This window comes from Roseomonas sp. HF4, from assembly GCF_005222755.1.
Lineage (GTDB): Bacteria > Pseudomonadota > Alphaproteobacteria > Acetobacterales > Acetobacteraceae > Neoroseomonas.
Window position 1 is genome coordinate 172,065 of record NZ_STGD01000011.1, and the last position, 19,092, is coordinate 191,156.

General features: G+C 71.2%; 20 protein-coding genes. 9 read left to right on the top strand and 11 right to left on the bottom strand.

What is annotated here, in order from left to right:
- Nucleotides 1–21 precede the first annotated feature (21 nt).
- The gene (acnA, locus tag E8M80_RS17350) at nt 22–2,718 is read right to left on the bottom strand and encodes an aconitate hydratase AcnA (protein ID WP_137126963.1); all 2,697 of its coding nucleotides are present in this window, start codon (nt 2,716–2,718) and stop codon (nt 22–24) included.
- 101 nt (nt 2,719–2,819) lie between these two features.
- Here acnA and ccmA point away from each other — a divergent pair, with 101 nt between their 5' ends.
- The 3 genes from ccmA (at nt 2,820) to E8M80_RS17360 (ending at nt 4,761) form a co-directional block, all read left to right on the top strand.
- Nucleotides 2,820–3,431 carry a heme ABC exporter ATP-binding protein CcmA gene (gene ccmA, locus E8M80_RS26040; protein ID WP_240790092.1) on the top strand — a complete coding sequence of 204 codons (612 nt, stop codon included), beginning with the start codon at nt 2,820–2,822 and terminating at the stop codon, nt 3,429–3,431.
- Nucleotides 3,428–4,087: a heme exporter protein CcmB gene (gene ccmB / locus E8M80_RS26045; protein ID WP_170979476.1), complete on the top strand. Its 660-nt coding sequence runs from the start codon at nt 3,428–3,430 to the stop codon at nt 4,085–4,087. Before ccmA ends, ccmB begins: the two co-directional genes overlap by 4 nt.
- A 398-nt stretch (nt 4,088–4,485) precedes the next feature.
- Entirely contained in the window at nt 4,486–4,761 is a 276-nt protein-coding gene (locus E8M80_RS17360) for a hypothetical protein (RefSeq protein ID WP_137126965.1), read from the top strand.
- A 9-nt stretch (nt 4,762–4,770) separates the two neighbouring features.
- Here the strand turns inward: E8M80_RS17360 and E8M80_RS17365 are convergent, their stop codons facing one another.
- Both E8M80_RS17365 and E8M80_RS17370 read right to left on the bottom strand, forming a co-directional pair.
- A complete protein-coding gene (locus E8M80_RS17365; protein ID WP_137126966.1) occupies nt 4,771–5,748 on the bottom strand; it encodes an NAD(P)H-dependent glycerol-3-phosphate dehydrogenase in 978 nt (325 codons plus the stop codon).
- An 82-nt stretch (nt 5,749–5,830) separates the two neighbouring features.
- Entirely contained in the window at nt 5,831–6,655 is an 825-nt protein-coding gene (locus E8M80_RS17370; RefSeq protein WP_137126967.1) for a 23S rRNA (adenine(2030)-N(6))-methyltransferase RlmJ, read from the bottom strand.
- A gap of 82 nt (nt 6,656–6,737) precedes the next feature.
- On the opposite strand from E8M80_RS17370, the gene E8M80_RS17375 reads away from it, so the two are divergent.
- A complete protein-coding gene (locus E8M80_RS17375) occupies nt 6,738–7,844 on the top strand; it encodes an alginate lyase family protein (protein WP_137126968.1) in 1,107 nt (368 codons plus the stop codon).
- Nucleotides 7,845–7,846: 2 nt separating this feature from the next.
- On the opposite strand, the gene E8M80_RS17380 is transcribed toward E8M80_RS17375, so the two are convergent.
- The 7 genes from E8M80_RS17380 to E8M80_RS17410 form a co-directional block, all read right to left on the bottom strand.
- On the bottom strand, nt 7,847–8,338 hold the full coding sequence (locus E8M80_RS17380) for a CHAP domain-containing protein (RefSeq protein WP_137127012.1): 492 nt from the start codon (nt 8,336–8,338) through the stop codon (nt 7,847–7,849).
- Nucleotides 8,339–8,415: 77 nt separating this feature from the next.
- Nucleotides 8,416–9,741 (bottom strand): TRAP transporter large permease subunit, encoded by a 1,326-nt coding sequence (locus tag E8M80_RS17385; RefSeq protein WP_137126969.1) that lies wholly within the window; start codon nt 9,739–9,741, stop codon nt 8,416–8,418.
- Between the two features lie 21 nt (nt 9,742–9,762).
- On the bottom strand, nt 9,763–10,272 hold the full coding sequence (locus E8M80_RS17390) for a TRAP transporter small permease subunit (protein ID WP_240790093.1): 510 nt from the start codon (nt 10,270–10,272) through the stop codon (nt 9,763–9,765).
- Nucleotides 10,269–11,345, bottom strand: a complete 1,077-nt coding sequence (locus E8M80_RS17395) for a TRAP transporter substrate-binding protein (RefSeq protein WP_137126970.1) — start codon at nt 11,343–11,345, stop codon at nt 10,269–10,271. The genes E8M80_RS17390 and E8M80_RS17395 overlap by 4 nt, the downstream gene beginning before the upstream one ends.
- 177 nt (nt 11,346–11,522) lie before the next feature.
- Entirely contained in the window at nt 11,523–11,921 is a 399-nt protein-coding gene (locus tag E8M80_RS17400) for a Zn-ribbon domain-containing OB-fold protein (RefSeq protein WP_137126971.1), read from the bottom strand.
- Nucleotides 11,922–11,926: 5 nt separating this feature from the next.
- Entirely contained in the window at nt 11,927–13,099 is a 1,173-nt protein-coding gene (locus E8M80_RS17405; RefSeq protein ID WP_137126972.1) for a thiolase domain-containing protein, read from the bottom strand.
- A gap of 195 nt (nt 13,100–13,294) precedes the next feature.
- Nucleotides 13,295–14,470 carry a CaiB/BaiF CoA-transferase family protein gene (locus E8M80_RS17410; protein ID WP_137126973.1) on the bottom strand — a complete coding sequence of 392 codons (1,176 nt, stop codon included), beginning with the start codon at nt 14,468–14,470 and terminating at the stop codon, nt 13,295–13,297.
- Nucleotides 14,471–14,587: 117 nt separating this feature from the next.
- On the opposite strand from E8M80_RS17410, the gene E8M80_RS17415 reads away from it, so the two are divergent.
- Nucleotides 14,588–15,370, top strand: a complete 783-nt coding sequence (locus E8M80_RS17415; RefSeq protein ID WP_137126974.1) for an enoyl-CoA hydratase/isomerase family protein — start codon at nt 14,588–14,590, stop codon at nt 15,368–15,370.
- Between the two features lie 9 nt (nt 15,371–15,379).
- On the opposite strand, the gene E8M80_RS17420 is transcribed toward E8M80_RS17415, so the two are convergent.
- Complete coding sequence (locus tag E8M80_RS17420) at nt 15,380–17,071, bottom strand: gamma-glutamyltransferase family protein (RefSeq protein WP_137126975.1); 1,692 nt, start codon at nt 17,069–17,071, stop codon at nt 15,380–15,382.
- A gap of 74 nt (nt 17,072–17,145) precedes the next feature.
- Between E8M80_RS17420 and E8M80_RS17425 the strand changes: the two genes are divergently transcribed.
- From E8M80_RS17425 to E8M80_RS17440, 4 genes are all read left to right on the top strand, one after another.
- On the top strand, nt 17,146–18,111 hold the full coding sequence (locus E8M80_RS17425; protein ID WP_137126976.1) for a tripartite tricarboxylate transporter substrate binding protein: 966 nt from the start codon (nt 17,146–17,148) through the stop codon (nt 18,109–18,111).
- 228 nt (nt 18,112–18,339) lie between these two features.
- Complete coding sequence (locus tag E8M80_RS17430; RefSeq protein WP_137126977.1) at nt 18,340–18,546, top strand: cold-shock protein; 207 nt, start codon at nt 18,340–18,342, stop codon at nt 18,544–18,546.
- Between the two features lie 58 nt (nt 18,547–18,604).
- The gene (locus E8M80_RS17435; RefSeq protein ID WP_137126978.1) at nt 18,605–18,784 is read left to right on the top strand and encodes a hypothetical protein; all 180 of its coding nucleotides are present in this window, start codon (nt 18,605–18,607) and stop codon (nt 18,782–18,784) included.
- Between the two features lie 19 nt (nt 18,785–18,803).
- Entirely contained in the window at nt 18,804–19,034 is a 231-nt protein-coding gene (locus E8M80_RS17440) for a hypothetical protein (protein WP_137126979.1), read from the top strand.
- Nucleotides 19,035–19,092: the final 58 nt, after the last annotated feature.

Genomic DNA, 19,092 nt, shown 5'->3' on the forward strand with positions numbered 1-19,092 from the left:
GGCTCGTCGTGTCGGCCGGCGTCAGGCCGCCTTCGCCATCCCGCGCAGCACGTAGTGCAGGATGCCGCCGTTCCGGTAGTACTCGACCTCGTCCGCCGTATCGACGCGGCACATCACCTGCGTCTTCATCTGCGTCCCGTCGGCGCGCGTGATGACCACGTCCATCATCATCCGCGGCGAGAGGTTCTCCACGCCCAGGATGTCGATCGTCTCGTCACCGGTCAGGCCGAGCGTCGCGCGGCTCTCGCCGTCCTTGAACATCAGCGGCAGCACGCCCATGCCGACCAGGTTCGAGCGGTGGATGCGCTCGAAGGATTCCGCGATCACCGCCTTCACGCCGAGCAGGAAGGTGCCCTTCGCCGCCCAGTCGCGCGAGGATCCCGTGCCGTATTCCTTGCCGCCGATCACCACCAGCGGCACGCCTTCGCGCTTGTAGCGCATCGCCACGTCGTAGATCGGCGCCACCTCGCCCGAGGGGTGGTGCTTCGACACGCCGCCTTCGACGCCAGGCACCATCTCGTTCTTGATGCGGATGTTGGCGAAGGTGCCGCGCATCATGACCTGGTGGTTGCCGCGCCGCGCGCCGTAGGAATTGAAGTCCGCCTGGCGCACCTGGTGTTCCAGCAGGTAGTCGCCCGCAGGCGACGCCTTCTTGATCGAGCCGGCCGGGGAGATGTGGTCGGTCGTGATGGAATCAGCCAGCTGCGCCAGGATGCGCGCGCCCCTGATCGAGCCGACCGCGGCCGGCTCCATCGTCATGCCCTCGAAATAGGGCGGGTTCTGCACGTAGGTGGAGCCCGAGTTCCAGCGATAGGTGTCGCTGTCCGCGTCGACGCGGATCGCCTGCCACTGCGTGGGGCCCTTGAACACGTCGCCGTACTTGGACTGGAACATCTCGCGCGTCACGACGGCGTGGACGGTGTCGGCCACTTCCTTCTGCGTCGGCCAGATGTCCTTGAGGAATACCGGCTGGCCGTCGCGGCCGGTGCCGAGCGGTTCCTTCGTCAGGTCCTTCCGCACCGTGCCGGCCAGCGCATAGGCGACCACCAGCGGCGGGGAGGCGAGGTAGTTCGCGCGCACATTGGCATGCACGCGCCCCTCGAAGTTGCGGTTCCCCGAAAGCACCGAGGTCACGACCAGCTTATTGTTCTCGACCGCATCCACGATCGGGTCCGCCAGCGGGCCGGAATTGCCGATGCAGGTCGTGCAGCCATAGCCCACGGTCTGGAAGCCCAGCGCATCGAGGGAGGCCGTGAGACCCGACTTGTTCAGGTACTCCGTCACCACCTGCGACCCGGGCGCCAGCGAGGTCTTCACCCAGGGCTTGGCCGTCAGCCCCTTCTCAACCGCCTTCTTCGCCACGAGGCCCGCGGCCACCAGCACATAGGGGTTGGAGGTGTTGGTGCAGGATGTGATCGCCGCGATCACGACATCCCCGTGGCCGAGGTCGTAGTTGGCGCCGGCGACCGGCACGCGGAGGTCCGCCTTGTCGCCCGGCACGCCCATGATGCCCGCCGCCAGGTCCTTCACGAAGGACGCGCCGACATTGCCGAGCGCCACGCGGTCCTGCGGCCGCTTCGGGCCCGCCATCGACGGCTCGACCGTGGACAGGTCGAGTTCCAGCGTGTCGGTGAAGACCGGGTCCGGCATGCCCTTCTCGTGGAACATGCCCTGCGCCTTGAGGTAGTCGCGCGCCAGGTTGATGCGGTGCTCCTCGCGGCCCGAGACGCGGAGGTAGTCGAGCGTCGTCTCATCGACCGGGAAGAAGCCGCAGGTCGCGCCGTATTCCGGCGCCATGTTGCCGATGGTCGCACGATCCGCGAGCGGCAGGTGGTCGAGGCCCGGGCCAAAGAATTCCACGAACTTGCCGACCACGCCCTTCTTGCGGAGCATCTGCGTGACGGTCAGCACCAAGTCGGTCGCCGTGACGCCTTCCTTGAGGCTGCCGGTCAGCTTGAAGCCGATCACGTCGGGGATGAGCATGGCGATCGGCTGGCCGAGCATCGCCGCCTCGGCCTCGATGCCGCCCACGCCCCAGCCCAGCACGCCGAGGCCGTTCACCATGGTGGTGTGGCTGTCCGTGCCGTAGCAGCTGTCCGGGAAGGCGAAGACCTCCCCGGTGTCGGTCGAGGTCCAGACCACCTGCGCCAGGTATTCCAGGTTCACCTGGTGGCAGATGCCCGTGCCCGGCGGCACGACGCGGAAGTTGTTGAAGGCTTCCTGGCCCCAGCGGAGGAACTCATAGCGTTCGCCGTTGCGTTCGAACTCGACGTCCACGTTCTTCTGCAGCGCCGCGGCGGAGCCCGAAAAATCCACCATCACCGAGTGGTCGATCACGAGGTCGACCGGCACCAGCGGGTTCACCTTCCGCGGGTCGCCGCCGAGCTTGAGCAGCGCGTCGCGCATCGCGGCGAGGTCGACCACGGCGGGAACGCCCGTGAAGTCCTGCAGCAGGATGCGCGCCGGGCGGAACGGCACTTCCTTGGTGGACCGGCCGTCCTTCACCCACTCCGCGATCTTCTTCGCGTCGTCCACGGTGTAGGACCGGCCGTCCTCGAAGCGCAGCACGTTCTCGAGCAGCACCTTCAGGCTGTAGGGCAGGCGGCTGATGTCGCCGATGCTCTTGGCCGCCTCGGGCAGGCTGAAGTAGTGATAGGTCTTGCCGTCCACATTGAGGGTACGGCGGGTCTTCAGGCTGTCCTGCCCGATCATCCGCATGGTCCGGGTGCCCTTCCTCGTCTGGGGCGGCCTTTCGCGGCCGCACAATGCGGCGGTTTAAAGCATGGCGACCGGCAACGGTCCATGGAGCGGGGGCGAAGTTGGACGAGGCGGCCGGAGCGGTTCTCGACGTGCGCGACCTGGCTTGTCTGCGGGGGGACCGAGCGGTCTTCACAGGGCTTTCCTTTTCCTTGCCGGAAGGGTCCGCGCTGCTGCTGACCGGGGCGAACGGCGCCGGGAAATCCACCCTGCTGCGCATCCTCGCGGGCCTGCTGCGCCCGGCGGAAGGCGGCGTCTTCTGGCGCGGGGAGGACACTGCCGCCGAACCCGCCGCCCATGCCGCCCGGCTGCGCTACCTCTCGCACCAGGATGCGCTCAAGCCGTCGCTTACGGTGGCCGAGAACCTCGAGTTCTTCGCCCGCCTGTGGGGCGGCGCGGTGGCGCCGGCGCTGGCCGCCCTGGCGCTGGCGCCGCTGGCGGACCTGCCGGCGCGCGTCCTGTCCTCCGGCCAGAAGCGGCGGCTGGCGCTGGCCCGGCTGGCGCTGGCGCCGGCGCCGCTCTGGCTGCTCGACGAGCCGACCACGGGTCTCGATGCCGCCTCGGTCGAGCGGCTCGGCCCGCTGCTCGCGGCCCATCGTGCTGGGGGGGGGATCGTCGTGGCCGCGACGCATATCCCGCTACCGCTCGCGGCGCCCCTGGAGCTGCGGCTGTGAGGGCCTTCGCCGCGCTGCTCGGCCGCGAGATCCGGCTCGCGCTGCGGCATCCGGCGGATACGCTGGCGGCAGTGCTGTTCTTCGTCCTGGTCTCGGCGCTGTTTCCCTTCGGCGTCGGCCCGGCGCCGGAGACGCTCGCGCGGCTGGCGCCCGGGGCGCTGTTCGCGGCGGCGCTGCTCGCGGCGCTGCTGCCGCTCGACCGCCTGTTCGGCGCGGATGCGGAGGACGGGACGCTCGACCAACTGCTGCTCTCGGGCCTGCCGCGCGGGGCCATCGCGGCGGCCAAGGCGCTCGGGCACTGGATCACGACGGGCCTGCCGCTGCTGGCGGCGACGCCGGTGGCCGCGGCGCTGCTGAACCTGCCGGTCGCGGCCTGGGGCGCGGCGCTGGCGGCGCTGGCGCTGGCAACGGCTTTGCTCTCGCTGCTCGGCACGCTGGGCGCGGCGTTGACGCTCGGCGCGCGGCGCGGATCGGTGCTGCTGCCGCTGCTCGTGCTGCCGCTCGCGATCCCGGCGGTCATCTTCGGCGCGGCGGCGATCGAGGCGGCCGGCGCGGGGCTGTCCCCGGCGCCCTTCCTGATGCTGCTCGGCGCCGGCGTGTCGCTGGCGTTGCCCCTGGCGCCGCTGGCGGCCGGCGCGGCGCTGTCCGCGGAATGAAAGGCGGCAGCGCCGCGGAGGGACACCAAAACGCGATGTGAATCGCCGCACCAGGGCACCGTCGAGATCGAGATAACAACAAGGTGATTTGTCGCAATAAATGAGATGGCTGTTGCCGGCCGAGAATTTCGATGGCCGATCACTCATTCCGGGCGCCGCAAGCCTCTGATATCGCGAAGCCTTCCCCGCACCACGGCAGGGCCGCACTGCCTCCGGGGCCGGCGCCATCGCCTGCGAAGACCCGAATCGCTCTACCGGCGGTCGCTGGCGCGACGCGCCGCCAACCGTGTAATGATTTGACTATGCAATGCTGATTCGCCTCCGTGAGACGGGCCTTGCATCGTCGCCGCCACCTCGGTAGCGCCGGGCCCAAGATTCGAGGGAAGGACACGTCGCCCGTGGCAACGCCCGACTCCGGTCCTCCGCCTGAGGACGTCATCATAACGCTGCGGCCCGCAGCCGGCGGCGCCAGCACGATCGAGATCGACCGCCTGCGGGACGGCTCCTATCGCGCGACGCACCGGGCCGGGCTCGGGTCCCTGGAGTTGTGCCGGACGGAAGACCTCGAGCGCCTGCTGCGGCAGCTGAACGAGGCGATGCTGACCGGCAGCCAGTCCAGCTACGTCGCGGCCGTGCGCAACCTGCACGCGCTGGAGCTGTCGCGCAGCGCCTGACCGCCGTGGCTATTCCGCACGCTGCGGCCGCGCGAGCAGCCGCGCGATCGCCTCGGGGACCGTGATCCGCTCGGCCACGAGGTCGGCCACCGCGGAACAGATCGGCAGTTCCACCCCGACCATCGCCGCTCGCGCCACGATCGCAGGCGCCGTTGCCACTCCCTCGGTCACGCCGGCCCGCGCGGACAGCACATCCGCCAGCCTCTCCCCGCGCCCGAGCGCGACGCCGAGGGACGTGTTCCGGCTGCCCATGCCCGACGCCGTCAGCACCAGGTCGCCGAGGCCGGCCAGCCCGGCCGCCGTATCCGCCCTTCCACCCAGCGCCACCGCCAGGCGCGACAGCTCCGCGAGCCCGCGCGTGACCAGCGCGGCCCGCGCATTCTCCCCCAGCCCTGCGCCGATCACCGCGCCTGCCGCGATCGCAACGACGTTCTTCGCCGCCCCGCCCACCTGCGCCCCCACCGGGTCCTGCCCGGCATAGAGCCGGAAGACCGGCGAGCCGAGCAGCGCCAGGCCGGCGTCGCGCAGCGGGGCATGCGCGGACGCGACCACCGCAGCCGCCGGCAGGCCGCGCGCGATCTCATGCGCGAAATTGGGGCCCGACAGGACGCCGGCCGCGAGGCTGGGCCGGAGCGCGGCCACCACCTCGAGCGGCAGGCGCAGCGTCGCGGCCTCCACGCCCTTGGCGCAGACGAGCAGCGGCACCGGACGCACCGGCAGGGCGCCGAGCACGCCGGCCAGCGCTTGCGCCGGCACCACGAGCAGCGCGAGTGCCGCGCCGTCGAGCGCCGCCGCGGCGTCGGCCGTCACCGCCACGGCCTCGGGCAGCGCCACGCCGGGAAGGTAGCGGGCATTCTCGCGCGTGGCGGCGATGACCGCGGCGCGGTCGGGATCGCGCGCCCAGAGCACCGCCTCGCGTCCGGCACGGGCGGCCTGGATCGCCAGCGCGGTGCCCCAGGCGCCGGCGCCGAGCACGGCGACCTTCATGGCGTCGCGGCCGGGGGAGGATGAACCTCCCCCGGGCCCCCTCCCTTCTCTGGGACTCCGCCCTTGACGGCGGCCGGGATCGTCATTCCGGGCAGATCCTTGTCACGGCAGTGCCGGCGCCGGGCTCGGTCTCCAGCGCGGCCAGGAGGGACGAAAGCAGCGGCAGGGCCGCGGCCTCGAAGCCGAAGGGGGGGTTCACGACAAGCAGTCCGCTGCCGTTCAGGCGGCGCGGGTCGGTCGGTTCGCGCAGCCACATCTCGGCCGCCACCACGTCGCGCAGGCCGGCGACGCGCAATGCATCGTGGAAGTCGCGCACCGGCGCACGATGCTTGACCGGATACCAGGCAGCCAGGACGCCGGCGCGGAAGCGGCGGTTGAGCTCGACCAGGGCATCGACCAGCCGGGCGAATTCCTCCTCCTGCTCGAAGGGCGGGTCGATCAGGACCAGGCCGCGCTTCTCGGGGAAGGGAGTGAGGGCGCGGATCGCCTCCCAGGCGTCGCGCCGGTGCACGGCCACCTGGCTGTCGCGGGCGAACTGAGCGCGCAGCGCGGCATGGTCCTCGGGGTGCAGCTCGCAGCAGGCGAGCCGGTCGCCCTCGCGCAGCGCGGCGCGAATCAGCAGCGGCGAGCCCGGATAGCGCGGCGGGAAGCCCTGCGCGGCCAGCGCCGCGACGAAGGGGGCGAGCGGTCCTGCCGCGACGCCCTGCAGGCGGAGCGCGCCCTGCGCCGCCTCCCCCGTGCGCAGCGCCTCCGCCGCGCCGAGGTCGTAGGCGCCGCGACCGGCATGGGTGTCCAGCACGGCGAAGGGCGCGGGCTTGCGGCAGAGCGCGTCCAACAGCAACAGCAGCAGCGCGTGCTTGAGGCAGTCCGCGTGGTTGCCGGCGTGGAAGGCATGGCGGTAGTTCATCGCCGCGCGTCATCGCGCGCCGCGCCGCGATGCGCAACGCCGGAGATGGACGCGCCGCGCGGGGGCCTGCGATGCTCGGCCGATGCGCCGGCGGTCCGTGCTTGCCTCGCTGCTTCTCCCCGCCGTGCCGGCGCGCGCGCAGGCGCGCCTGGCCGCGCCCTTCGACGCGACGGCGATCCGCGCCGCGGCGACGCGTCCCGCTGCGGCCCAGGCCTGCCTGTCAGTCCCGGACCCGGTGCACAGCCTCGAGCTTCCCCGCTTCTACACCGATGCGGCGGCGACCATCGCGGACCCGGCGCTGCTCGCGGCCGAGAATGCCGCGGCGAAGCCTCTGGGCGACTGGCTGCAGGCGGTCCAGCGCGGGGCCGAGGACTGGCTGCGCGGCGGCGCGCCGGCGGCGGCGGGCTGCGCGCTCGCGTCGCTCGACGCCTGGGCGCGGGACGGCGCGCTGCTCGGCACCTTCAACAACCAGGGGGCCTACCGGCGCAAATGGACGCTCGCGGGCGCCGCCATCGCCACCCTGGCGATCCGCGATGCGCCGGGGCTCGATGCCGCCGCGATGTCCCGCGTGACAGGCTGGCTCGGTGCGGTCGCCCGGCGCGTGCAGCCACCCTATGGCCGGATTCGCCCGGGCGGGGCGCTCACCTCCACGCGGAACAACCACGCCACCTGGGCGGGCCTCGCGGTCGCGGCCGCCGGGGTCGCTGCGGGCGATCGCACGTTGCTCGACTGGGGTATCGCGCGCCTGTCCCTGACCCTCGCGGAGGTCGATGCGGACGGCGCCCTGCCGCAGGAGGTCAGGCGCGGGAAGATGGCGCTGAACTACCACCTGTTCACGCTCCGGGCGCTCGCGCCGCTGCTCAGGATCGCGGAGGCGAACGGGCATGCGATGCGGCCGGAGGAGGATGCGGCGCTCGGGCGCCTCGTCGCGTTCACCGTCGCCTCGATGGTGGATCCTGGCCGCATGGCCGCGATCGCCGGCGTGCCGCAGGGCCACCTGACCGAGGACCCGCGCTTCGACGACCGGACCCGCTACGCCCGCGCGGCGCAGGGGCTTGAGGCCCTGCAGGGCCGGCGGCCGGACCCCGCGCTCGAGCCGCTGCTCGCCGCGCATCGTCCCTTCAGGGCGCCCTGGATGGGCGGCAATGTCTCGCTGCTCTGGGGGCCGCGCGCGGCAGCATCGCGCTGACGCTACCGCGCCTCCGCCATCAGCCGGCCGCCATGGATGAAGCCGTAGGTCGGGAAACTCGTCTGGCCGAGGTCGTTCACCGGCGGATACCACACCCGCACCAGCGACCAGTCGTTGCGCGGCGAGACGTCCATCACCGGCTGGTCGCGCGCGACCCGCCCGCGATTTCGACCGGTGGCCCAGTTCGCGTGGTCCACCCGGATCTCGCGGCTGTTCACGACGCGCGTGACGACCGAGAGGTGCCCCGAGCGGTTGCGGCTGGTGCGCATGAAGACCAGCACGGCGCCGACCCGCGGGCTGCGGGACCGGTCGTAGCGGCCGGACTGCGCCGCCGCGTCCCACCATTGCCAGGCATCCCCCTGGAGTTCGATGCCCGACCGCGCGCGCGCGTATGGCACGCAGGACGTGTCGCCGCCGGCGTAGCCGGGCACCCAGGCGCGTTGTGTCGACCCCCCGCAGGCTGCCACCACCAGCAGCCCGAGCAGCGCGATCATGCGAAGCACGACCCCGAACCCCCTGATTCCCCTCAAATCATTTTAGGGGAACTCAGTCCGGATGTGGAGCCTTTCCGTCACCAGCCGATCGCCTTCGGCAACCAGGTCGCCAGCGCGGGGAAAAAGAAGACGGCGACCACGCCCAGGATCTGCAGCAGCACGAAGGGGACCGCGCCGCGGTAGATGTCGCCGGTCGCGACCTCGGGCGGCGCGGCGCCGCGCAGGAAGAACAGCGCCCAGCCGAAGGGCGGCGTCAGGAAGGATGTCTGCAGGTTCACGCAGATCAGCATCGCGAGCCACACCGGGTCCACCCCCGCCTGCGCGAAGACCGGCAGGAACAAGGGCACCGCGATGTAGGAGATCTCGATCCATTCCAGGAAGAAGCCGAGCACGAAGATCAGCAGCATCAGGAACCAGATGTCGGCCGCGACGCCGCCGGGGAGGAACTCGAACAGGTCGTGGATCAGCGCCTCCCCCTGCAGGCCGCGGAAGGCCAGGGCGAAGACCTGCGCGCAGATCAGGATGAACATCATCATGGCCGTGATGCGCGCGGTGGCGCCGGCGGTGTCCCAGATGAGGCGCGGGGACAGCCGCCCGCCCAGCGCGCAGACCACCATGGCGCCGAGCGCGCCCATCGCCGCCGCCTCTGTCGGCGCCGCGACGCCGCCGATGATCGACCCCAGCACCGCCACCACCAGGCCGAGCGGCGGCAGCACCACCTTGAGCAGCCGCCACCACAATTCGCGCGCGGAGATCTGCGCGCGCGTGTCCGCCGGCACCGCGGGCACCATCTCGGGCCGCACCATGCCCAGCACGAGCAGGTAGATCACGTAGAAGGCCGCCAGCAGCAGCCCGGGGAAGACCGCGGCGGCGAACAGCGTGCCGACCGACAGGTTCATGATGTCGGCCAGCAGGATCAGGATGAGCGAGGGCGGGATGATCTGCCCGAGCGTGCCCGAGGCGCAGATGATCCCGGACGCCACCCCCTTGTCGTAGCCTGCGCGCAGCAGCGCCGGCATGGTCAGCAGTGCCAGCGTGACCACCGTGGCGCCCACGATGCCGGTGGTGGCGCCCATCAGCACGCCGACCAGCACGAGCCCGATGCCCAAGCCCCCGCGCAGCCCGCCGGCGAGGCGGCCCACCACCTCCATCAGGTCCTCGGCCATGCGCGACTTCTCGAGCATCACGCCCATGAAGACGAACAGCGGGATGGCCAGCAGCGTGTAGTTCGTGACCGTGCCGAAGATGCGGTGCGGCAGCAGGTTGAACAGCAGCGGCCCGAAGCCGATCAGGCCGAAGGTGAAGCCCGAGACGGCGAGCGTCAGCGCCACCGGCACGCCCGCCATCAGCAGCACGAAGAAGGAGAAGAGCATCGCGATGGCGAGCACTTCGGTGAAGGGCATGGTCGGCGATCCGTGAGGGGGTCAGGCGCGGCGGAAGCGCGCGCAGGCGGAGAGGATCTCGGCGGCGTATTGCAGCGCCAGCAGCACGAAGCCCGCGGGAATCAAGCCCTTCAGCACCCAGCGATAGGGAATGCCGCCGGGATTGGCCGAGCCTTCCGCATTCGCGAAGGACTGCGCTACGTATTTCCAGGACAGCCACGTGATCGCCATGGCAATGACCAGGCCGAGGATGCAGGCGAGGATGTCCGCCACCGCCTTGGCGCGCGGCGGGAAGCGTTCATACAGGACGTCGACGCGGACATGCTCGCCACGTTTCAGCGCCCAGACCATGCCGAACAGCGCGATCGGCGCCATCAGGTGCCATTCCAGCTCCTGCGCCCAGACCGAGCCGAGCGAGAAGCCGTAGCGCAGCAGCACGTTCGCCGACATGACGACAACGAGGGCGAGAACCGCAAGCGCCGAGAGCGCGCCCGCGACCTCCGCCGCGCGGCCCAGGCGCCGCGCGGCGTCGTCCATCCTCTCCGCGGTCACGCCGGGCGGATCTTGGTGTGGTAGGGCACTTCCGAATAGCGCGACCAGGCGTCGAACTTCGCCTTGTAGGCCATGTAGCTGTCATGCACGCGCCTGGTCACCGCATCGCGCGCGACGGCGGCGTCCAGCACCTTCGCCGTTTCCTCGCGCAGGCGCGCGACGATCGCGTCGGGCAGTTCCTTCGCCTCGACGCCGTGGTTGCGGATCAGGTCGTCCATCGCCTCGGCGTTGTTCTTCTGGCACCAGGCCTCAGAAATGACGTTGCAGGCGGCGACCGCGTTCTCGACGATCGCCTTGAGGTCGGCCGGCAGGCGCGCCCAGGCGGCCTTGTTGATGATGAGCTCCGAGGCCGTGGCCGTCTCGTGCCAGCCGGTCGTGTAATAGTGCTTGGCCACGCGGTGCAGGCCGAGCTGGCGGTCGAGATAGGGGCCGACGAATTCCGCGGCGTCGATCACGCCGCGCTCGAGCGCCGGGAAGATCTCCCCGCCCGGCAGCAGCCGTACATCGACGCCGAGCGACTGGTAGACGCGCCCCGCGAGCCCGGGGATGCGCATCTTGAGGCCGCGCAGATCCTCGACCGTCTCGATCGGGCGGCGGAACCAGCCCGTCATCTGCACGCCGGTATTGCCGCACAGGAACGGCACCAGGTTGAAGCGGTCATAGACCTCCCGCCATAGGTCGAGGCCGTTGCCGTCGTACATCCAGCCGTTCAGCCCCTGGAAGTTCAGGCCGAAGGGCACGGCGGTGAAGTACTGCGCGGCGAAGGTCTTGCCGGTCCAGAAATACGCATTGGCGTAGTTCATCTCGACGATGCCGGAGGACACGGCATCGAAGCCCTCGGCGGCGGGGATCAGCTCGCCCGCGCCGAAGAACTGGATGCGGAGCCGGTTGTTCGACATCTTCTGGATGCGATCGATCAGGTCGCGCGCGGACCCCGGGCCGGTCGAATAGAAGGCGGATTGCGGACCGTAGAAGGACGTCATCCGCCAGGTGAAGGTGGTCTGCGCGGTGGCGACGGCCGGCACGGCCAGCGCCCCGCCGGCGGCGGCGCCGAAGAGTTTGCGGCGATTCATGGAGGGAGCCCCCGGGTGTTGTTGGTCAGGCGACCAACAGCAAGGGGCGTGCCAGGAGAATGGGAGGAGAAGAGAACTTCTCCCCCAATGCCCCCTCAACCTTCTTTGCGAGCCTTGGGCTGCGCCAGGGTCGGGGGAGAAGCTCCCTTCTCCCCCGACCTGCCCAAAACCTGTGCGTCAGGCCGGCGTGAACATCGGCACCGGCGCGCCGCCGTCCTCGGTGGCCTTCAGCACGACCTTCACCTTCTGGCCGATCTTCAGCGCATCGAGGTCGCAATCCACGATATTCGTGAAGATACGCGGCCCTTCGTCGAGTTCGACATAGGCAGGCGCGTGCGGCTCCTTCGAGCGCATGACCGTGAAGGAATAGATGGTGCCCGTGCCCTTCGCCTCGACCAGCTCGATGTTGTTCGACAGCGTGAAGGGCGAGCAGCCGCGCGGATACCAGAAGTGCTTGCCGGTATCCTTGCACAGCCCGATCAGGAACTTGCCCGCGCGCGCGGCGTCCCAGAACGGCTTGGTGGTGGGGTCTTCCTTCGGCGCCGGGATGGCGCGGTTGGCGGCTTGGGTCGCCATGGTGATCACTCCCGCTCCATGATGAGGGTGGCCGAGCCGTGCCGGTGGCCGAGCAGCCCGCCGATGCCGTTGGCAAGCGCCAGCTTGCAGCCCGGCACCTGCACCTTGGCGTGCGCTTCGCCACGCAGCTGGCGGACGGCCTCGATCACCTTGGTCATGCCGCCGCGGTTGGCCGGGTGGTTGTTGCACAGCCCGCCGCCATCCGTGTTGAACGGCAGCTTGCCGACGCCCGAGATCAGGTTGCCGTCTGCGACGAAGGCCCCGCCCTTGCCCTTCTCCGCGAAGCCCAGGTCCTCCAGCTGCATCAGCACCGTGATGGTGAAGCTGTCGTAGATCGAGGCGTACTGGATGTCCGCGGGCTTCACGCCCGCTTCCGCGAAGGCGGCCGCGCCGGATTGCCGCGCGGCGGAATAGGTCAGGTCGACACCGCCGCCGGCCTGGTTCTTGGTAGCCTCGGCGCAGCCGAGCACCTTGACCAGCGGGCGCTTCAGCTTCTTCGCGATCTCCGGCCGCGCGACGATCAGCGCACCGCCGCCATCCGAGATGACGCAGCAGTCGAGCCGGTGCAGCGGGTCGCTCACCATGGGCGAGTTCACCACGTCCTCGACCGTCACGACCTTGGGGAGCATGGCGTGCGGGTTGTGCTGCGCGTGCTGCGACGCGGCGACCTTGATCCAGGCGAGCTGCTCGGACGTCGTGCCGTATTCGTACATGTGGCGCGCCGCGACATTCGCGTACGAGGTCACGACGGTGCGTGCCATCGGGATCTCGAACGGGTCGTCCGGGATGTTCGGCGCCCAGGAGCGCGGCACGGTGCCCGTCGCCATGCCTTCGGCGCGCGGGCGCCCGGCCAGCGTGATGAGCGCGATGTTGCAGCGCCCTTCCCTGATGGCCTGCGCCGCGTGGCCGACATGCATGACATAGGAACAGCCGCCCATGTCCGTGCTGTCGACATGGCGGAGCTTCGTCAGCCCCATGTAGTCGGCCATGTTGAGCGGCCCGAGGCCCGGCGCGGCGCCGGTGCAGAAGAAGCCGTCCACGTCGTCCTTGGTCAGGCCGGCATCCTGGAGCGCGCCGTAGGCGACCTCCGCGTGCAACTGGGCGACCGACTGGCCCTCGGCCTTGCGCGTCGGGTGCTCGAAGGCCCCGACGATATAGGCTGCGCCGTTGATGCTCATGGCGGGGGCTGTTCCTCCTGTGGTTCGTGCGGGCGGCAGGGAAGCAGCGCCGACCGTGGCTGTCGAGGGGCCGGGGCGGGAACCTCCCCCGCGACCGCCGCCGTCCCTGGCATCCGATGCTGCCGCTGCCAGGCCGGGCGCCGGCGCCGAGGGCGAGGACGGGCGATCCGGGGAGGGTCCCGCTCGCCCGGACCCTCAGACGGCCCTGGCGGCCTTCAGCGCGGCGATTTCCGCCGCGTCGAAGCCGAATTCGGACAGCACCTCGTCGGTATGCTGCCCGCGCTCGGGCGTCGGGTTCCTGGCGCAGTCCACGCCCGCGATCTGCATCGGCGCGCGCACCACGTTGAGCGGGCCGAGGCGCGGGTGCTGCACCGTCATCTCCAGCCCCAGGTGCTTCACCTGCTCGTCGGCGAAGACCTCGTCCATGGAATAGACCGGGCCGCAGGGCACGCCTTCCCTGTTGAACTTCGCGACCCAGTTGGCCGAGGTGTCGGTCTGGGTCACGCGCTCGATGATAGCGTTCACCTTGGCGCGGTTCTGGCTGCGCAGCTTGTCGGTGGCGATGTCGGGGTCCTTCGCCTCCTCCTGAATGCCCAGCACCTTCACGATGCGCTCCCACATCACCTGGCCGCCGCCGGCGATGTTCATGACGCCGTCACTGGTCCTGAACAGCCCGGTCGGGATGGTGGTCGGGTGGTCGTTGCCGGCCTGCTTCGGCACCTCGTGCTTCATGGTCCAGCGCGTCGCCTGGAAGTCCATCATGGCGATCATGGCTTCGAGCAGCGAGACATGCACCCAGCGGCCCTTGCCCGTCGCTTCCCGCTCGAGCAGCGCCACCATGATGCCCAGCGCGCAGTAGAGGCCGGCTGTCAGGTCCGCGACCGGGATGCCCGCCCGCACCGGCCCCTGGCCGGGCAGGCCGGTCACGCTCATGAGCCCGCCCATGCCCTGGGCGATCTGATCGAAGCCCGGGCGCTTCGCATAGGGCCCGTCCTGCCCGAAGCCCGAGATGGACCCCAGCACGATGCGCGGGTTGACCGCAGCCAGGCTGTCGTAGTCGACGCCGAGCCGGTTCTTCACGTCCGGGCGGTAATTCTCGACCACCACGTCGGCCTTGGCCACCATGCGGCGGAACGCGGCCAGGCCCTCGGGGGACTTCAGGTTCAGCGTCATCGCCCGCTTGTTGCGGTGGACATGCTGGAAATCCGGCCCGTCGCGCTCGCCGCCCAGGCCCTTGCCGGTGTCGACCTCGTCCGTCGCCTCGATCTTGATGACGTTGGCGCCCCAGTCGGCGAGCTGGCGCACGCAGGTCGGGCCGGAGCGCACGCGTGTCAGGTCGAGCACGGTGAAGCGGGCAAGCGGCAGGGTCATGGGTGGTCCTCCTCGGCGCGCCCTGTTGGCATCGGCAGGGCCGGGCCGCAAGACACCCGCTTGACGGCCCGGCCCATCCCGCTACGCCTTGCGCCGCATCAGACGGGACGGAGCGCCATGAGCGACGAGATTCTCCACGAAGTCCGGGACGGCGGCATCGCCTGGACAACCTTCAATCGCCCGCAGGCGCGCAACGCCATGCTGTTCTCGATGTACGAGCGCCTCCAGCAGCTCGCGGTCGAGATCGACGCCGACCCGTCCATCCGCGTCTGGGTGCTGACCGGCGCCGGCGGCAAGGCCTTTGCGTCGGGCACCGACATCAGCCAGTTCCGCGAATTCAAGACCGCCGAGGACGCGCTGGCCTACGAGGCGCGGATCGACAAAGTGCTGGGTGCGCTCGAGGGCTGCAACACGCCGATCATCGCGGCGATCGCCGGCGCCTGCACGGGCGGCGGCCTCGGCATCGCCGGGTGCTGCGACATCCGCATCTGCGACACCTCCGCCCGCTTCGGCCTGCCGATCGCCAAGACGCTGGGCAATATCCTCAACATGAACAACTTCGCGCGCTTCTACGCGCTGGTTGGCCCGGCGGCGGTCGCGGAGATGATCATGACCTCCCGCCTGTTTTCCTCGGCCGAGGCGAAGCACATCGGCCTGGTCTCCGAGGTGCTGGACACCCAGGAGGCCGTGGCGGCGCGCGCGATGGAACTCGCGACCACGATGAAGGACCTCGCGCCGCTGACACTGAAGGCGACCAAGATCGCGCTGCGCCGGCTCCGCCATGCGACCGGCGAGGTCGAGGGCGACGACCTCGTGACCATGTGCTTCACCAGCGCCGACTTCCAGGAAGGCGTCGATGCCTTCCTCAACAAGCGCGCGCCGAAGTTCCAGGGCAAGTAGCGCCCGGCATCAATCCCCCCGCGCTGCCCCGTCGCGGCGCGGGTCGGCCGCGCCCTCCAGGCCCCGCGTATCGCGGCGGAGGATCTGCAGGCCGGTGCTGATGTCGACCAGGCGCGGCTCGTGGCCCATCGCGCGCAGCGCCTCGGCCAGCGGCGCGGCGGCGCTGTTGCGCTCGATCTCGACCGCCACGGCCTGAGCGCCGATCCGTGGCCGCGCGACCGCCTCGCCCGGCGTCCGGTTCCAGGCCAGCATCTCGACCAGCGCCATCGCCACCGCGTCGATGATGCGCGCGCCGCCGCCGGCGCCGAGCACGATCTCGGGCGCGCCGTCGGCGCCGAGGACGATGGTCGGCGCCATCGTCGTGGCGGGCCGCTTGCCCCCCTGCATGCGGTTCTGCGCCGGCGCCGTCGCGGTGCCGGGATTGACCGCGAAGTTCGTCATCGCGTTGTTCAGCGAGAACCCCGCGGCCACGAGGTCGGCACCGAAGTTGAGGTTGTTCGTCGTGGTGAACGCGATGGCATTGCCCGCGCCGTCCACGACCGAGACATGCGAGGTCGCGGCCTCGGCGATGGGCACGGCGCTGGGCGGCAGGGCGCCGTGGCGGCGCGGCGGGTCGCCCGCGGTCGCTTCCGCCATCGCGCGGCCGCCCGTCACGAGCGCGGCGCGCGTCGCGACATAGGCGGGGTCGAGCAACCCGTCCGGGGGCACCTGCACGAAATCCGGGTCGCCCACCCAGCGGCGACGGTCGGCCGCGGCCAAGCGGCTGGCTTCGAGGAACAGGTGCGCCGCGGCGGCGCCCTCCGGCGCTTCCCGCGCGATGCCGAGGCGCTCCAGCATCGCCAGCATCTGCAGCACCGCCACGCCGCCCGAGGATGGCGGAGCCGCGCCGCAGATGCGCCGGCCGAAGGCCACGGTGCAGACGGGTGCGCGGTCCCGCACCCGATAGCCGGCGAGGTCGGCCGCCGTGAGCAGCGTCGGCACCGGCGGCGCCGCGGCGGCGGCGAGCACAGCGGCGGCCAGCGGACCGTCGTGCAGCGCGCGGGCGCCGAGCGCCCCGATCATGCGCAGCGCCGCCGCCTGCGCGGGATTGCGCAGCGTGGCGCCCGCGGCCAAGGGCTGGCCTTCGGCATCGAGGTAGAGCGCGCGCAGGTCGGGCCGCCGCGCCAGGTCCCCCGCGCGCTGGCGCAGCACCTGGTGCAGGTAGGGCGGCACGGGGAAGCCCTGCTCGGCCGCCGCGATCGCCGGTGCCATCAGCGTGGCCCAGGGCAGGCGCCCGTGCCGCGCATGCAGTTCCGCCACCAGCGCGACGGCTCCTGGCACGCCGACCGAGCGGCCGCTGCGCGCCACCGTCGCGGTGCCGAGCGTACTGCCGTCCTTGTCCCGCACCAGGGCGGCGGTCGCCGCGGCCGGCGCGGCGGACAGGCCCTCGAGATGCGCCAGGCTGCGCGTCGCCGCATCCCAGTGCAGCGCCAGCGCGCCGCCGCCGAGGCCGCTCGCATGCGGCTCGACGACCGAGAGCACCATCTGCACCGCCACGACCGCATCGGCCGCGCTGCCGCCGGCGCGGAGCATGGCGAGCCCGGCCTCCGACGCCAGCGGATGCGCCGAGACCACCATCTGGCGCTGGGCGCGCAGCGGTGGCTCGGCGGCAAGGGTTGCTGGCGCGGCGAGCAGGAGGACGGCGAGCAGCAGGCGCTTCATGAGCGCGAGCCTAGCGGCATTGCGCCGCGCGCGGAACGTGCTTGGATGGCCAGGCAATCCGGGAGACCACAACCATGATCCATCGCAGAACGCTGCTGGCCGCGCCCCTGCTGGCCGCGCCCGGCCTCGCGCTTGCCCAGTCCGCCTGGCCCAGCCGCGCCATCCGCATCGTCGTGCCCTTCGGCGCCGGCGGCGTGATCGACGTGGTGGCGCGCATCCTGGCCGAGCCGCTGTCGCAGAAGCTCGGCCAGACCATCGTCATCGAGAACGCGCCCGGCGCCGGCAGCACGATCGGCGCGCGCAACGTGATGCGCGCCCAGCCCGATGGCTACACGCTGTTCCTCAACGGCGCGGCGATGAGCGTGATCCCGGCCCTGTTCCCCGATGCCGGCGTGAACCCGACGCAGGATTTCCTGCCGGTCGCGCTGCTCGGCGAACAGCCCTTCGTCGCCGCCGTACACCCAGCGGTGCCGGCGACCGACGTCGCCTCGCTGCTCGCCTGGCTGCGCGCGAAGCGGGGGGAAGCGACCTTCGCCACCACGGGCATCGGCGCCGCCTCCCACCTCGCGGGGGAATTGCTGAAAAAGCTGGCCGGCGTCGACTTCACGATCGTGCAGTACCGCGGCACGCCGGCCGCGGTGACCGATTTCGTCGCCGGGCGCGTCGAATTCATGATCGACAGCCAGACGCTGCTGGCGCCACTGATCGCCGACGGCCGGGCGAAGGGGCTGGCGGTCACGACGGCGCGGCGGTCCCGCCTGCTGCCCGACCTGCCGACCCTGCAGGAGGCCGGCGTTGCGGGCTACGAGACCTCGTCCTGGCAGGCGCTCTATGCGCCCGCGGGGGTGGCCCCGTCGATCGTGCAGCGCCTCTCGGCCGCGACGATGGAGGTGCTGGCCGACCGGTCCGTGCAGGACCGCTTCCACCAGCGCGGCGTCGAGCCGCGACCGGGCGACGCGGCCGCCCTCGGCACCTTCTTGCACGCCGAGATGGAAAAGTGGCTGCCGATCCTGCGCGCGACGAACGCGCGCTCGGGCTGACGTCGATTACGTTTGCTTTCCGGTGACGGGAGGTTCATATGCCTTTCGTCACCTCGTCCGGTCCGCTTGTCGGACCTCGCTCTCCGTGCCTTTCCTTGGTTGAGCTTCAGCGATGGCTGGCCCGTCGCGCGCCTGCGCGTCCCCGAAACGGGACTGCGTCGATGCATGCGCCGGTATCACCGTCGCGCATGTCGCGCGGCGGCAACGCTCGATCCCGGAGAGCTCCGCATGAGCATCGGCACCGTGAAGTGGTTCAACGCGACCAAGGGCTATGGCTTCATCCAGCCCGAGGACGGCAGCAAGGACGTCTTCGTCCACATCAGCGACGTGCAGCGCGCCGGCCTGAATGGCCTGAACGAAGGCGACAAGGTCGAGTTCGAGCTGCAGCGCGGCCAGCAGGGCAAGGTTTCGGCGGGCAACCTCCGCCTCGCCTGAACCCTGCCGGGGCGGCCTTCGGGCCGCCCTTTTCATCTCTGACACCTGGAGCAACGCCGTGGCGCGACCGCCCAATTATGGCCAGCAGCGGGCCGACGTGAACCGGAGCAAGCAGGCCAAGAAGGAAGCCAAGCAGCGCGAACGCGACGAAGCGGTCGCGCGGCGCAAGGCCACCGGACAGGACCTCGAGCCCGAGGCCGGCACCGACGTCGACGCCGACAAGCCCGCGCGCGACTGACGCGGGCAGGAGACCACCCATGGCCGCCAAACCCGGCAGCAAGTCCGCCTTCGTGCTGTTCGACGTGATCTACGCCGACGGCAGCCGCCGCTCCAACCGCAAGGTCCCGGCCGAGATCCTCGGCGGCCTCGACGGCGACGAGCCGGCGCGCAAGGTCATCCAGGAACAGGACAACGAGATCGCGAAGGCGTCGGGGAAGCCGCCGCTGACGATCGCGCAGCTGATCCGCGCCGGCGGCAAGAAGCGCTAGGCTCCGGCCCGGCCGGCGCGCCGCCTCGCCGGCGCCGTCCGCAATCCCGCCATCGTCG